Below are 15142 nucleotides of genomic sequence, written 5' to 3' on the forward strand. Positions count from 1 at the left end.
ATGTCCTCACCAGCCCAGCCCGAAGTCCCGATCTGGACCACGGTGCAGGAGCTGCTGGAAGCCGACGATCGGGTCACGCCGCAGCTCCAGGGCTTCCTGAGCCTCGCGGTGCCCGCCGGGGTGATGTCGGCGACCCTGTACCTCGAGGTGCCGAACGACCTCACCGCCGCGCAGATCAACAAGCGTCTCCGCCTGCCCATCATGGAGGCGCTCGCTCACGTCGGCGAAGAGGTCACGTCCTACCGGGTGGTCGTGAACCACGAACTCGCGGACCAGCCCACGGCCCCCATCGCGGTCGCCGACTTCGGTCGCCAGGAGCCGGTACGCGCCGAGTCGCCGATGGAGCAGCCGACGGCGCTGCGCCACGAATCCCGCCTCAACCCGAAGTACACCTTCGACAACTTCGTGATCGGCCAGTCCAACCGGTTCGCACACGCGGCCGCCGTGGCCGTGGCCGAGGCTCCGGCCAAGGCCTACAACCCGCTCTTCATCTACGGCGACTCCGGACTGGGCAAGACACACCTCCTCCACGCCATCGGTGACTACGCGCAGTCCCTCTACGCCGGGGTGAAGGTGCGGTACGTATCGAGCGAGGAGTTCACGAACGACTTCATCAACTCCATCGCCAACAACCGCGGCGCCGCGTTCCAAGCGCGGTACCGCGACGTGGACATCCTCCTCATCGACGACATCCAGTTCCTCCAGGGACGGGCGGAGACGCAGGAGGCGTTCTTCCACACGTTCAACACGCTGCACGACCACAACAAGCAGGTCGTCATCACCAGCGATGTCGCACCGAAGCACCTGACCGGCTTCGAGGACCGCATGCGCAGCCGGTTCGAGTGGGGCCTCATCACCGACGTGCAGGCGCCCGACCTCGAGACCCGTATCGCCATCCTGCGGAAGAAGGCGCAGAGCGAGGCCCTCCACATCCCGGACGAGGTGCTCGAGTACATCGCCACGGTCGTGTCCTCGAACATCCGCGAGCTGGAGGGTGCACTCATCCGCGTCTCCGCGTTCGCGAGCCTGAACCGCTCTGCCCTCGACATCTCCCTGGCTCAGACCGTGCTGCGGGACATCATCGACACGGCCGAGGACAACATCATCTCGCCGACCGACATCATCACCGCGACCGCGCAGTACTTCAAGCTCACCGTCGACGACCTCTACGGTTCCAGCCGTTCGCAGCAGATCGCCACCGCACGGCAGATCGCCATGTACCTCTGCCGTGAGCGCACCAGCCTCTCCCTCCCGAAGATCGGTCAGCTCTTCGGCAACCGGGACCACACGACGGTCATGTACGCCTACAAGAAGATCAGCGAACTCATGAAGGAGCGTCGCTCGATCTACAACCAGGTGACCGAGATCACCACGCAGCTCGGTCGTCGCTGACGACCTGCATCCACGAGAGGGACGCCGCAACCGACATCGGACGGCGTCCCTCTCGGCGTTTCGGCGACATGCACCCGCCGGATAGATGCGTCTATGCACATGTGGATAACTTGTGGATGAACGTGGAACGCGCCGTCTCGAATGTGGGGCGATCGGGGAAACCTGTGGATAACCCCGGGACGGCGAAACGACGACCGACCCCTGTCCACCCGCGGATTCCTCAGGGTCTCCACAAGTGACACGTGTGTAGTTCCCTACTCGCGCCTGCTTTCCACCGACTTATCCACAGTATCCACAGGTGTTAACACCGTTAAGGAGTTAAGTCATTCAGGGTGCGATCCGATCACCAGACGGTGGGGAGAACCGGCGGCGGCATGACAAGTCCTCCGGCGTAGGGAACCGCAGGACTGTGGGGCTAGCATGGGATTCCCTGCAGTGGCAGGACCCGACGACGACCCGTCATGTTCGACGACAAGGGAGCACCCGTGAGGTTTCAGGTCAACCGCGATGTCTTCAGCGAGGCTGTGTCCTTCGTCGTCAAGCTGCTGCCCCAGCGCAATCCACAGCCGATCCTCGCCGGTGTCCTGATCGAGGCGGACGGCTCCGGACTCACCCTCTCGGCCTTCGACTACGAAGCATCCGCACGGACGACCATCGAGGCGACGGTCGAGACACCGGGCACGATCCTCGTCCACGGGCGGCTGCTCTCCGACATCGCGAGCCGCCTCCCGAACGCTCCCATCGAGATCGCCGTCGAGGATGACGGCGGAATCGCCGTGACCTGTGGCTCGGCTCGCTTCACCCTCGCGGCCATGCCGGTCGAGGAATACCCGTCCATTCCCGAGGTGTCCGGATCCTCCGGCGTCGTCCCGGCCGACGATTTCGGCACGGCGATCGCGCAGGTCGGCTTCGCCGCGTCCCGTGACGATGTGACTCCCGTGCTGACGGGTGTCCAGCTCGAGGTCTCCGGACAGACGCTCAGCCTCGTCGCCACCGACCGCTACCGGGTCTCGCTCCGCGACGTGCCCTGGGACGGCGAGGCCGTCGAGGCCACCGCACTCGTTCCCGCCCGCACCCTCGTCGAGGTCGGCAAGACGTTCGGACACGCCGGCACGATCCAGATCGCCTTCTCGGGTGCCGGGGATCGCGAGATCATCGCGTTCACCGCCGGCAACAAGACCGTGACGTCGCTGCTCATCAAGGGCAACTTCCCCCCGGTCCGCCGCCTCTTCCCCGAGCAGACCGACCACTACGCCGTCGTCAACACGGCCGATCTCATCGAGGCCGTCCGCCGTGTCTCCCTCGTGCTCGACCGCGCGGCGCCACTGCGTTTCACGTTCTCGACCGACAGCGTCACGATGGATGCATCGGGCAGCGAGCACGCCCGCGCGTCCGAGTCGGTCGACGCGATCCTCTCCGGCGGCGACGAGGTGACGCTGGGTCTCAACCCGCAGTACCTCATCGAAGCCCTCGGTGCGGTCAAGAGCGAGTTCGTGCGGGTGACCTTCACCTCCAGCGACAACGCCAACAAGCTGAGCCCGGTCCTCATCACCAGTCAGACGTCGGTCGACCAGGCCGGTCTGGACTCGTTCAAGTACCTCCTCCAGCCCAACCTCCTCCTGCGCTGAGCACCCCCGGCCCCGAGGGAGTGTCCGACCCGGAAGGTAGGCTGGCTCCGTGATTGTGGAGCATCTCAGCCTGGTCGATTTCCGCAATTACGCGACCGCGGAACTCGCCTTGCACCGCGGGCCGAACGTCCTCGTCGGGCGGAACGGCCAAGGCAAGACGAACCTCGCGGAGGCGGTGGTGTTCCTCGCGACGCTGGGATCGCATCGGGTGTCCTCGGACGCGCCGATGGTGCGGGACGGGCAGGAGTTCGCCGTCATCCGGGCCCGGCTCGCGCACGGTGAGCGACGCGTGCTCGTCGAGGTGCAGCTCAATCGCCAGGGGTCGAACAAGGCGCGGATCAACGGCTCCCCGTCGAAGACGAACGAGCTCCCCCGCTACGCACATGTCGTGCTGTTCGCGCCGGAGGATCTCCAGATCGTGCGGGGCGACCCCTCGGCCCGCCGCCGGTTCGCCGACCAGCTCCTCATCCAGCGCACCCCGCGACTCGCCGCCGTGCTGGGTGACTACGACCGCGTGCTCAAGCAGCGCAACGCCCTGCTCAAGTCGGCGCGGGCGCGGGGCATCCGCGGTGAAGCGCTGAGCACCCTCGACGTCTGGGACGACAAGCTCGTCTCCCTCGGATCCGAGATCATCACGGCACGGCAGCGGCTGGCGTCCGATCTGCAGCAGCCCGTCGCCGATGCATACGCGGCGATCGCCGGCGCGGACCACCGTCCCCGGCTCGACTGGGCGCTGTCGGTCGCCGGCAGCGATCCCGAGGATGACGACGACCGCGATGACGCGGACGGTGCCGCTCCCGTCGACGACGTGCGCGGGGACGCCCGTCGCATCGCCGAGATGTTCCGCGCCTCTCTCGCGGCGAAACGCTCGAACGAACTCGACCGCGGCCTCACCCTCACCGGACCCCATCGGGACGACCTGGTGCTGCGGGTCCGGGACCTGCCGGTGAAGGGGTACGCCTCCCACGGCGAGTCCTGGTCGGTCGCACTCGCCCTGCGACTGGCATCCGCCGAGCTGCTCCGCAGCGAGTCCCCGGCCGGCGACCCGGTACTGATCCTCGACGACGTCTTCGCGGAGCTGGACGCCGATCGGCGGCAGCGGCTCGCCGCGCTCACCGCGGGCTACGAGCAGGTGGTGGTCACGGCCGCGGTGGAGGAGGATATCCCCGACGTGCTCCATGCTCACGTCGTCCGCATCACGGCGGGGACCATCACCGATGAGCGGGACCGGCTGCAGGGAGAGGGCGGTGCGCCGAATGACTGACGTGGTCACCGACAGCCCGGCCTCGGCGGAGGCTCCCGAGACCGTCGCCACCTACCTGCGACTGCGGGGACTCAAGCCGAGCGCCAAGAACTGGAAGCGCAAAAGGCGGATCTCCGTCGACGACGACAACGCGCCGTTCACCCCCGGCCGTGATCCGGGAAGCCTCGGCGCCGTCCTCGACACGCTCAGCCGCGAATCCGGCTGGGAGACGACGCTCGCCCGGGAGGACCTCGTCCGCCAGTGGGCTGACCTCGCGGGGGCGGACACCGCGAAGCACTCGGAGCCGGTGTCTCTCGAGCGCGGACTGCTCACCGTCAAGTGCGATTCCACCGCGTGGGCGAAGAACCTCCAGTTCATGCGCGCGACGATCCTCACGGAGATCGGACGACGGTACCCGGAGGCGGGAGTGGAGAACCTCCGCTTCATCGGACCGGACGTCCCCTCGTGGAAATGGGGTCCCAGAGCCGTTCCAGGGCGGGGCCCGCGCGATACCTACGGGTAGGGCACCATGCAAGGGGTCCGAAACGCTCAGAGGGCCACACGCGGCCGTTGAGCGGCATTTCGACTCGAAACCCGGCTAGAATGGGAGTTCGAGATATCGATCTGGAGAATGCCCTCTGATGACGCCTGAATCCCCTGCTGACGAGACGGAACCGAACAACGACGCTTCGTCGGGCTCACAGGCCGGAGGATCGGCGGCACCCGCACCGAAGAAGCAGCAGCCCGGTGAGTACGGCGCCGACTCGATCCAGATCCTCGAAGGACTCGAAGCGGTCCGCAAGCGACCCGGCATGTACATCGGCTCGACCGGTCCCCGCGGACTGCACCACCTCGTCTACGAGATCGTCGACAACTCGGTGGACGAAGCGCTGGCCGGGTATGCCGACACGATCTTCGTCACCCTCCTCGCCGACGGCGGCGTGCGCGTGGTCGACAACGGTCGCGGTATCCCCGTCGACCCGCACTCGTCGGACCCCTCGAAGTCGACCGTCGAGGTCGTGCTCACGATCCTGCACGCGGGCGGCAAGTTCGGTGGCGGCGCCTACGCCGTCTCCGGCGGTCTGCACGGCGTCGGATCCTCGGTGGTGAACGCCCTGTCGACCCGCTTCGACGTGGAGGTCAAGCAGAAGGGCTTCGTCTGGCGGCACAGCTTCGCCGACGGCGGCGTCCCGCAGCAGAAGCTGGAAAAGGGCGAGGCCACCGAGGAGACCGGGACCAGCATCACGTTCTGGCCGGACGCGGAGATCTTCCAGGAGACCGTCGAGTTCGACTACGACACGCTCCGCACCCGGTTCCAGCAGATGGCGTTCCTCAACAAGGGACTGCGCATCGAGCTCTCCGACGAGCGGCCGGAGTCGGCGTACGAGACCGAGGAAGACGGCCAGGCGGTCACGAAGCAGCCGGGCGACGTCTTCTTCTACGAGCGCGGTCTCGTCGACTACGTCGAGTACCTGAACAAGGTGCGCCACGCCGAGGTCGTCAACGAGGAGATCATCGCCTTCGAGTCCGAGGACACGGCGCGCAAGATCTCGCTCGAGGTCGCGATGCAGTGGACGACGTCGTACACGGAGAACGTGTTCACCTACGCCAACACCATCAACACGCACGAGGGTGGCACGCACGAGGAGGGCTTCCGGGCGGCGCTCACCACGCTCGTCAACCGCTATGCCCGTGCGAACAACCTCCTCAAGGAGAAGGACGACAACCTCTCCGGAGACGACGTGCGCGAGGGGCTGACCGCCGTCATCTCGATCAAGCTCGGCGAGCCCCAGTTCGAGGGTCAGACCAAGACGAAGCTCGGCAACACCGAGGCGAAGGCCTTCGTGCAGAAGGTCGTCGGCGATCAGCTCGGCGACTGGTTCGAGCGCAACCCGAACCAGGCGAAGAACGTCATCCGCAAGGCCATCGACGCGGCGACGGCACGCCTCGCCGCGCGCAAGGCGCGCGAGACCGCGCGTCGCAAGAGCGTGTTCGAGTCCGCGGCGATGCCCGACAAGCTCAAGGACTGCACGAGCAAGGACCCGTCGATCAGCGAGATCTTCCTCGTGGAGGGCGACTCGGCCGGCGGTTCGGCGGTGCAGGGTCGGGACCCGCACACGCAGGCGATCCTGGCGCTGCGCGGCAAGATCCTCAACGTCGAGCGCGCGCGTCTCGACAAGGCGCTCGGCAACAAGGAAGTCCAGGCGATGATCCAGGCCTTCGGCACGGGCATCGGCGAGGAGTTCGACATCGAGAAGGCGCGGTATCACAAGATCGTGCTGATGGCCGATGCCGACGTCGACGGTCAGCACATCACCACCCTGCTGCTCACCCTGCTGTTCCGTTACATGCGCGGACTCATCGAGGCCGGCTTCGTGTACCTCGCGATGCCGCCGCTCTACCGCCTCAAGTGGTCGAACGCGGCACACGAGTACGTGTTCAGCGACGCCGAGCGCGATGCGCTGCTGGCCTACGGCCTGGAGAACGGCAAGCGCATCCCCAAGGACGCGGGCATCCAGCGCTACAAGGGTCTCGGCGAGATGAACGCCAAGGAACTGTGGGAGACCACGATGGACCACACCACCCGGACGCTTCGTCAGGTGACCATCGAGGACGCCGCCGCCGCGGACGAGATCTTCAGCGTGCTGATGGGCGAGGACGTGGAATCGCGTCGGAGCTTCATCCAGCGCAACGCCAAGGACGTCCGGTTCCTCGACATCTGATCACCGCGGGGTCCCTGAGTCCGTCGAACGGGACCCGCTGCTCCGACCAGCTCAGCCCACCAGGAAAGACACATGACTGACGAAGAACGCCCCGACATCACCGAGGGTCACGAGCACGGCAAGATCGACCAGGTCGATCTGCAGTCGGAGATGCAGCGCAGCTATCTCGACTACGCCATGGCGGTCATCGTCGGCCGCGCCCTCCCCGACGTCCGCGATGGCCTCAAGCCGGTGCACCGCCGTGTCATCTACGGCATGTACGACGGTGGGTTCCGCCCCGACAAGTCGTTCTCCAAGTGCGCCCGCGTCGTCGGCGAGGTCATGGGTCAGTACCACCCGCACGGCGACTCGGCGATCTACGACGCCCTCGTCCGTCTGGTGCAGCCCTGGTCGCTCCGGTACCCGCTCGCCCTCGGCCAGGGGAACTTCGGCTCCCCGGGCAACATGGGTGCCGCAGCCCCGCGATACACCGAGACGAAGATGGCTCAGCTCGCGCTCGAGATGGTGCGCGACATCGAGGAAGACACCGTCGACTTCACCGACAACTACGACGGTCAGACGCAGGAGCCCACAGTCCTGCCCGCCCGCTTCCCGAACCTGCTCGTCAACGGCTCGGTCGGCATCGCGGTCGGGATGGCGACCAACATCCCGCCGCACAATCTGCGCGAGGTGTCCGACGCGGCGCTCTGGGCTCTCGACAACCCCGGGGTCTCGCGCGAGGAACTGCTCGAGGGTCTGATCCAGCGCATTCCGGGCCCGGACTTCCCGACCGGCGCGCAGATCCTCGGCACCAAGGGCATCCATGAGGCGTACCGCACGGGTCGCGGCTCGATCACGATGCGCGCAGTCGTCAACGTGGAGGAGATCCAGGGTCGCACCTGCCTCGTCATCACCGAGCTGCCCTACCAGGTCAACCCCGACAACGTGGCGGTGAAGATCGGCGACCTCGCCCGTGACGGCAAGATCACCGGCATCGCCGACATCCGTGACGAGTCGTCGGACCGCACCGGTCAGCGCCTGGTCGTGGTGCTCAAGCGCGATGCGGTCGCGAAGGTCGTGCTGAACAACCTGTACAAGCACACGCAGCTGCAGGAGAACTTCGGCGCGAACATGCTCGCGATCGTCGACGGTGTCCCCCGGACGCTCGCGATCGACGGCTTCATCTCGCACTGGATCGCTCACCAGATCGATGTGATCGTCCGACGCACGGAGTTCCGCCTCCGCGAAGCCGAGAAGCGCATGCACATCCTGCGCGGCTACCTGAAGGCGCTCGACGCGCTCGACGAGGTCATCGCCCTGATCCGTCGTTCGCAGACCACCGCGGATGCGAACGAGGGACTGCAGAAGCTCCTCGACATCGACGAGATCCAGGCCGACGCGATCCTGCAGATGCAGCTGCGTCGACTCGCCGCTCTCGAGCGTCAGAAGATCATCGATCAGGCCAACGAGCTCGAGGCTCAGATCACCGACTACAAGGCGATCCTGGCCGACGAGGGCCGCCAGCGCTCGATCATCCGCGAGGAGTTGACGGGCATCGTCGAGCGGTTCGGCGACGAGCGGCGGACGCACATCCTGCACGGCTTCGACGGCGACGTGTCGATGGAAGACCTCATCGCCGAGGAGGAGATGGTCGTCACCGTCACGCGCGAGGGCTACATCAAGCGCACGCGCAGCGACAACTACCGCTCGCAGCACCGCGGCGGCAAGGGTGTCAAGGGCGCCCAGCTGCGCGCGGACGACATCGTCGAGCACTTCTTCGTCACGACGACGCATCACTGGCTGCTGTTCTTCACCGACAAGGGCCGGGTCTACCGCGCGAAGACGTACGAGGTGCCGGAAGCAGGGCGCGACGCGAAGGGCACCCATGTCGCGAACCTCCTCGCGCTGCAGCCGGACGAGAGCATCGCGCAGGTCCTCGACATCCGCGACTACGCGGTGGCGGACTACCTCGTCCTCGCCACGCGCGAGGGCCTGGTCAAGAAGACCCGTCTGGACAACTACGACACGAACCGCCAGGGCGGCGTGATCGCGATCCGTCTGAACGACGAGGACGAGCTGGTCAGCGCCCTCCTCGTCAACGCCGAGGACGACATCCTGCTCATCAGCCGCCGGGGCATGTCGGTGCGATTCCAGGCGACCGACGAGGCGTTGCGCCCCATGGGCCGTGCCACCGCCGGGGTGAAGGGCATGAAGTTCCGTGAGGGTGACAGCCTGCTGTCCGCCTCCGTCGCCGCACCCGGGAAGTACGTCTTCGTGGTCACCGACGGGGGCTATGCGAAGCGCACCGCCGTCGAGGAATACCGCGTCCAGGGGCGTGGCGGATACGGCATCAAGGTCGCCAAGTTGAACGACGATCGGGGCACTCTCGCGGGTGGTCTGATCGTGTCCGAGGACGACGAGGTCTTGGTGGTTCTGTCCAGCGGCAAGGTGGTACGCTCTGCCGTGGCCGAGGTCCCCGCCAAGGGTCGCGACACCATGGGAGTGGTGTTCGCCCGCACGACGGAGGCCGACCGCATCCTCGCCATCGCCCGGAACGGCGAACGTGGTCTCACCGAAGAGGAGACCGAGCCGGATGCCGACGCCGAGGCCCCCCAGACGACTGAGACACCCGAGGATACAGACGCATGAGCACAGTGGCTGACAAGCTGGCGAAGAAGTCGACACGCAAGACCGGTGGCAAGCAGGTCCGGCTGCGGCTCGTCTACGTCGACTTCTGGTCCGCGGTGAAGCTCTCGTTCCTGGGAGCGGTCGCTCTGGCCGTCGTCACGATGGTGTCGTTCTTCCTGATCTTCCTCGTGCTGCAGGCGACCGGCATCATGTCCACGGCCGACGAGTTCGTGCGGAGCTTCACCGACGGCGCGATCCCGCTGTCCGAGCTCGTGGGGCTGCCGCAGGTCATGGCGTTCGCGGCGGTTGTCGCGATCCTCAACCTCATCGTGTTCACGGTGCTCGGCGCCGTCGTCGCGGGCATCTACAACCTGGCCGTGAAGGTCACGGGCGGGTTGCTCGTCGGCTTCATGTCGAACTGACCCGAAACCCCGTCTTTCCGCCGAAACCCCGGCCTGCGCACCGATGCAGGCCGGGGTTTCGGCGATAGCGCGGGGTCTCGGCGGGTGGGGGTAGGGAAAACCCGAACGTGAGTGTCCGGTTGACTCGGTGGGCGAGGTCCGGCGGCGGCCCTACCGTGGAAGCATGACCACACAGACTGCGACCCCGGGCACCGCGCCAGCGGTGAAGCCGCCGTTGCGCATCCCGCTCACGATCCTGCATCTCGCCGGTGTCGGGGTGATCGGGGGCGCCATCTTCGGCATGCTCGGCGGGCTCCTCGGCACCGGACTCGGCCTCCTCTTCGTCTTCGGCGTCGGCATCGTGGTGCTCGTGGGCCTCGTATATGTGCTCTTCGGCGTCGGCTGGTTCGAGATCGCTCGCGTCGCCGCCCTGTACCGGGTACCGAACGCCCCGCTGCGGCTCCAGCCGCGGGACCGTCCCGGCTTCGGCGGCTGGCTCCGCGCGCTCGGGAGGCAGGCGATCGATGGGCGGATGTGGCGTGCGGTGGCGAACTTCGCCATCACCGCGGTCCTCGGCTTCGTGGTGCTCCGACTGTTCTGGGCACTCCTCTGGTCGATGATCATCGCCTTCGCACCGCTGACCTCGGCCGAGACCATCGTCGGCCCCTTCGGTGGCGGGCAGATCCCGGTGTCCTGGGCGCCCGTGATCGGCATCCTCGGCGCACTCGCCTCCGCCGCCGGGATCATCGGCCTCGCGCTCCTGGCCCGGACACTCGCGCTGGCGATCGTCGCCCGGGCTCGTGAGGTCGAGCTCACCGAGCGTGTCCGCGCATCCACCGCCCAGCGTGAGGGTGCCGTCCGTGCGGCCGATGTGGAACGGACGCGGATCGAGCGCGATCTGCACGACGGCGTCCAGCCGCGGCTCGTCTCCGTCGGGATGACCCTCGGGCTCGCCCAGCAGAAGATCGACACCGACCCCGACGCCGCGAAAGAGCTCATCTCCGAGGCCCACACGTCGACGAAGGCCGCCATCACCGAACTGCGGCAGCTCGCCCGCGGGATCCACGCCTCCGTGCTCGACGACCGCGGACTCGACGCCGCGTTGTCCGCGCTCGCCAGCCGCTCCCCCATCCCCGTGCAGTTGGACGTGCGGATGGACCCTTCGACAAGCTCAGGGACCCAGGGTGGCGGGGCAGGGACCCAGGGGTACGGCTCAGGGACCCAGAGTGGCGGCGCCGGGGCAAGCCGGCCCGGACGCGATGCGGAGGCGGCGGTGTACTTCTCCATCGCCGAATCGCTGACCAACGCGGCGAAGCACTCCCGAGCGAGCGAAGCGCGGGTCACCGTCCGGCTCCGCGAGGGAAACGTCCTCTGGGCGCGGGTCGAGGACAACGGCATGGGCGGCGCCCAGGTCATCCCGGGCGGGGGCCTCGACGGCATCGCGAACCGGATCCTCGCCGCGGGCGGGACCTTCCGTCTCGACAGTCCGCAGGGCGGCCCGACCAGCCTGGAGGTGAACGTGCCATGCGCATCCTGATCTGCGAGGATTCCGTCCTCCTGCGCGAGGGGCTCGTGCGTCTGCTCGAGGACGCCGGCCACGAGGTGGTCGCGGCCCTCACCGACACGACCGGTCTCCGCGAGGCCGTGACGTCGACGACGCCGGACCTCTGCATCCTCGATGTGCGGCTGCCGCCGACCTTCACGGACGAGGGCATCCGCGCGGCGCTCGATCTGCGGGCGGTGCATCCGTCGCTCGCCATCCTCGTGCTGTCCCAGTATGTGGAGGAGCGCTACGCGTCCGATCTCATCGCCGCGCAGGGCGGTCCGCTCGGCTACCTCCTGAAGGACCGGGTGGCGGATGTCGCGGAGTTCATCGATTCGGTGCAGCGGATCGCCGACGGCGCCACGGTGCTGGACCCGGAGGTCGTGGCCCAGCTCCTGACCCGCCGGAACCGCGACGATCGCATGATGCGGCTCACCGAGCGGGAGCGCACCGTGCTGGCGCTGCTCGCCGAGGGCAAGTCGAACCAGGCGATCGCTGCCCTCCTCTTCCTCTCGGGAGCGAGCGTCGAGAAGCACATCACCTCCATCTTCCAGAAGCTGGGCTTCGAACAGGACGAGGCGGGCAACCGCCGCGTGCTCGCCGCGCTGGCCCACCTCGAGAACACGGGCGGCACGACGCCGTCGAACGGCCAGACAGGAGTCTCACGATGACCACCGAGAACACCGGAGCACAGGGCGGGCACACCCCGATCACTCCCCCGCCGCCGTCCGCGGCTTCCCCCACGCCGTCGCCGAGCGCGCCCGGACCGCGGCGTTCATCCGGAGCGACCGCCGTCATGATCGTCACCGCCGTGGTCGGTGGGATCGCCCTGCTCGGAGCCGGAGGCACGGCGGCCGTCGCGGCGACCGGCACCCTTCTGTCCTCCAGCCGACCGGATTCGGTGCAGACGGTGGACGTCGACGGCGTCACTGCGATCGATCTCGACGCCGATGCGAGCATGGTCCGCATCGACTTCGGAGATGTGGACGCGGCGGAGCTCTCCGTGACCAACGGTCGAGGTTCGTGGACGTTCGAGCGCGAAGCGGACGAGCTCGTCGTCCGGAGCCCTCGGCCCGCCTTCGGCTGGTGGTTCGGCAACTGGTTCGGTGACGACGAGCGCGCCGTGCTCACCCTTCCGAAGGAGCTCAGCAGCTCGGACCTCGACGCGAGCCTCACGCTCGATGCCGGCGCTCTCGACGTCTCCGGCGAGTTCGGCACCCTCGAGGTGCAGATCAACGCCGGATCCCTCGATGTCTCCGGAGCGGCCTCGGCCGTCGATGTGCAGATGAACGCGGGGCGGGCGGACGTCCTCCTCGACGGCGTCGACCAGGCGGATCTCGGCATCGCAGCAGGCGACCTGACGGTCGAACTCACCGGCGACGCGCCGACGGCGACCACCATCGATGTGAGCGCCGGATCCCTGAACCTGACGCTTCCGGATGTGGAGTACCGGATCACGCAGGACATCAACGCGGGATCGTTCGATGCCCGTGTCGACGAGTCGCCCAGCGCCCGTCGCACGATCGATGTGTCCGTGTCGGCCGGCAGTGTGAACGTCGACCCCGGACGATGAACCGGGCGAGGGCGGGGCTCCGGTGCGGGGCCCCCGCCCTCGATTCGGATTTTCGGCGAAACTCCGGTAAAGTTCTGGAGGTTGACGGGGCTATAGCTCAGGCGGTTAGAGCGCTTCACTGATAATGAAGAGGTCCCAGGTTCAAGTCCTGGTAGCCCCACCCTTTCAATTCAAGAATTCCCTCACGGGGCCTTAGCTCAGTTGGTAGAGCGCCTGCTTTGCAAGCAGGATGTCAGGAGTTCGAATCTCCTAGGCTCCACCATCCTCCCCCCGACTCACTTCACCCGTCGGTTGCCGTGAGTCCGTGCGGTGCCGTGTTCAGGCGTTCGACTCCGTCCGCCGTCACGACCACGATGTCCTCGATGCGGGCGCCCCACTCTCGCGGGAAGTAGATGCCAGGCTCGATGCTGAAGGCCATGCCCTCTCGGATCACGAGGTCGTTGCCGGGGGCGATGTAGGGCTCCTCGTGCACCGAGACGCCGATCCCGTGACCCGTGCGGTGCAGGAACGCCTCCCCCAGCCCGGCCTCCGCGAGCACCGAACGGGCGGCCGCGTCGACCTCCGCCGCCGTGACTCCAGGGCGCACCGCATCCACCGCCGCCTGCTGCGCGCGGACGAGGGTGGCGATGCGGTCCGCAGCATCCGGATCAGGCGTTCCGACGACATAGGTCCTCGTGCTGTCCGAGTTGTAACCGCTCGGCACGGCGCCGCCGATGTCGACGACCACCACGTCGCCCTCCTCGATGACCCGGTCGGAGACCTCGTGGTGCGGATCCGCGCCGTTGGGCCCAGAGCCGACGATGACGAACTCGACCGTCCGATGGCCTTCCTCGACGATCGCGGCGGCGATGTCGGCGGCGACCTCTCGCTCGGTGCGCCCCGCGCGCAACCAGGCGGGTACGCGGCGGTGCACGGCATCGATCGCCGCGCCGGCGCGACGCAGCTCGGCGATCTCCTCGTCATCCTTGATCATCCGACCCTCCCGGAGGACGGGCGTGGCGAGTTCGAGCCGCGCCTGCAGCCGTTCCCCGATCGGCACGACGTGCAGCGCGGGAAGCGCATCCGAGACGCCGACGCGGGAGACGGAACCCGTCGCCGCAGCCACGAGGGCGTACGGGTCCTCGCCGTCCACCCAGTCGGCGACCGTCAGTCCCAGCTCGCCGATGGCCGTACTGCGCACCTTGGCGAGCTCCATGCGTGGGACGACCACCGTAGCCGCGCCGCGGGGAGTAAGGACCAGCGCGGTCAGCCGCTCGATGGTGTCGCCCTCGACGCCGAGGAGGTACTGGAGGTCGGGGCCGGGGCCGACGACGATCGCGTCGAAACCGGCAGCATGCGCGAGGTCCTGCGCGCGCTCCAGGCGGCGGGCGTAGACGGCGGCGGAGAAGGGGAGGGTGCTCACAGCCACCACGCTAACGCGAGCGACACCGCTGCGTCAGGCCTTCACCGCGAATCAGCTGATCGCCTGGCGGATGCGCGCGGCGAGGAACTCGAGATCCTTCTCCGTGAGCGCGGTCACCGCGTACGCGGTCGGCCAGACGGTGCCGTCGTCGAGGTGGGAGATCGGCTCGAAGCCGAAGGTTCCGTAGCGGACCTTGAACTTGCTCGCCGGCTGGAAGAAGCACAGCACCTTGCCGTCTCGGCCCCACGCCGGCATGCCGTAGTACGTGCGGGGCACGAGCTCCGGCGCCACCTCGGACACCAGCGCGTGAAGCTTCTCGGCGAGCCGCCTGTCCTCGTCGGTGAGCTTCGCGACGGCTTCCTTGAGATCGGCCTCGCCGGCGGCGCGCAGTTCCTCGGGCGACTTCTTGGCTCGGGAGCGTCGGGTGCGCGCCTCCTTCGCGGCGGCCTGCATGGCCTCGCGCTCCTCGGGGGTGAAGTTCTTCTCGGTGTCGGCCATGATGGTCCTCTCGTGCGGCCTCGATGATGGTCCCAGCGTAGGGACGCCGACCGCTCCCGTGCTTCTCGATTCGTGATCGATCCGCCGGTCCCGTCACGCGGCGGGCGATGGCACGATACCCGGATAGGGTGT

Annotated in this window: 12 protein-coding genes and 2 tRNA genes; 12 read left to right on the forward strand and 2 right to left on the reverse strand. The window is 67.7% G+C overall.

Going from position 1 to position 15142, the window contains the following annotated elements:
- The 12 genes from dnaA to AC3B5L_RS00060 all read left to right on the forward strand — a co-directional run bounded on the left by dnaA (window position 1) and on the right by AC3B5L_RS00060 (window position 13372).
- On the forward strand, window positions 1-1392 hold the full coding sequence (gene dnaA, locus AC3B5L_RS00005; protein ID WP_187662787.1) for a chromosomal replication initiator protein DnaA: 1392 nt from the start codon (window positions 1-3) through the stop codon (window positions 1390-1392).
- A 485-nt stretch (window positions 1393-1877) separates the two neighbouring features.
- Window positions 1878-3020, forward strand: coding sequence for a DNA polymerase III subunit beta (gene dnaN / locus AC3B5L_RS00010; RefSeq protein ID WP_490096416.1), 1143 nt, complete (start codon window positions 1878-1880; stop codon window positions 3018-3020).
- 49 nt (window positions 3021-3069) lie between these two features.
- Entirely contained in the window at window positions 3070-4284 is a 1215-nt protein-coding gene (gene recF / locus AC3B5L_RS00015) for a DNA replication/repair protein RecF (protein WP_280567582.1), read from the forward strand.
- Complete coding sequence (locus tag AC3B5L_RS00020) at window positions 4277-4786, forward strand: DciA family protein (protein WP_268777835.1); 510 nt, start codon at window positions 4277-4279, stop codon at window positions 4784-4786. The genes recF and AC3B5L_RS00020 overlap by 8 nt, the downstream gene beginning before the upstream one ends.
- Window positions 4787-4904: 118 nt before the next feature.
- Window positions 4905-6986: a DNA topoisomerase (ATP-hydrolyzing) subunit B gene (gene gyrB, locus AC3B5L_RS00025; RefSeq protein ID WP_187662791.1), complete on the forward strand. Its 2082-nt coding sequence runs from the start codon at window positions 4905-4907 to the stop codon at window positions 6984-6986.
- Window positions 6987-7058: 72 nt separating this feature from the next.
- Window positions 7059-9614, forward strand: coding sequence for a DNA gyrase subunit A (gene gyrA, locus AC3B5L_RS00030; protein ID WP_187662792.1), 2556 nt, complete (start codon window positions 7059-7061; stop codon window positions 9612-9614).
- Window positions 9611-10015, forward strand: a complete 405-nt coding sequence (locus AC3B5L_RS00035) for a DUF3566 domain-containing protein (RefSeq protein ID WP_025102877.1) — start codon at window positions 9611-9613, stop codon at window positions 10013-10015. Before gyrA ends, AC3B5L_RS00035 begins: the two co-directional genes overlap by 4 nt.
- Before the next feature lie 163 nt (window positions 10016-10178).
- Window positions 10179-11531: a sensor histidine kinase gene (locus AC3B5L_RS00040; protein ID WP_259954809.1), complete on the forward strand. Its 1353-nt coding sequence runs from the start codon at window positions 10179-10181 to the stop codon at window positions 11529-11531.
- Window positions 11519-12208: a LuxR C-terminal-related transcriptional regulator gene (locus AC3B5L_RS00045; protein WP_187662794.1), complete on the forward strand. Its 690-nt coding sequence runs from the start codon at window positions 11519-11521 to the stop codon at window positions 12206-12208. Before AC3B5L_RS00040 ends, AC3B5L_RS00045 begins: the two co-directional genes overlap by 13 nt.
- The gene (locus AC3B5L_RS00050) at window positions 12205-13110 is read left to right on the forward strand and encodes a DUF4097 family beta strand repeat-containing protein (protein WP_268777833.1); all 906 of its coding nucleotides are present in this window, start codon (window positions 12205-12207) and stop codon (window positions 13108-13110) included. The genes AC3B5L_RS00045 and AC3B5L_RS00050 overlap by 4 nt, the downstream gene beginning before the upstream one ends.
- A gap of 86 nt (window positions 13111-13196) precedes the next feature.
- Window positions 13197-13270 (forward strand) — tRNA-Ile (locus tag AC3B5L_RS00055).
- 26 nt (window positions 13271-13296) lie between these two features.
- Window positions 13297-13372: transfer RNA gene (locus AC3B5L_RS00060), tRNA-Ala, on the forward strand.
- 18 nt (window positions 13373-13390) lie between these two features.
- On the opposite strand, the gene AC3B5L_RS00065 is transcribed toward AC3B5L_RS00060, so the two are convergent.
- Both AC3B5L_RS00065 and AC3B5L_RS00070 read right to left on the reverse strand, forming a co-directional pair.
- The gene (locus AC3B5L_RS00065) at window positions 13391-14512 is read right to left on the reverse strand and encodes a M24 family metallopeptidase (protein WP_490096008.1); all 1122 of its coding nucleotides are present in this window, start codon (window positions 14510-14512) and stop codon (window positions 13391-13393) included.
- 51 nt (window positions 14513-14563) lie between these two features.
- The gene (locus tag AC3B5L_RS00070; protein WP_187662797.1) at window positions 14564-15010 is read right to left on the reverse strand and encodes a DUF1801 domain-containing protein; all 447 of its coding nucleotides are present in this window, start codon (window positions 15008-15010) and stop codon (window positions 14564-14566) included.
- Window positions 15011-15142: the final 132 nt, after the last annotated feature.

This window comes from Microbacterium sp. C-MGS6 (genome assembly GCF_058140415.1).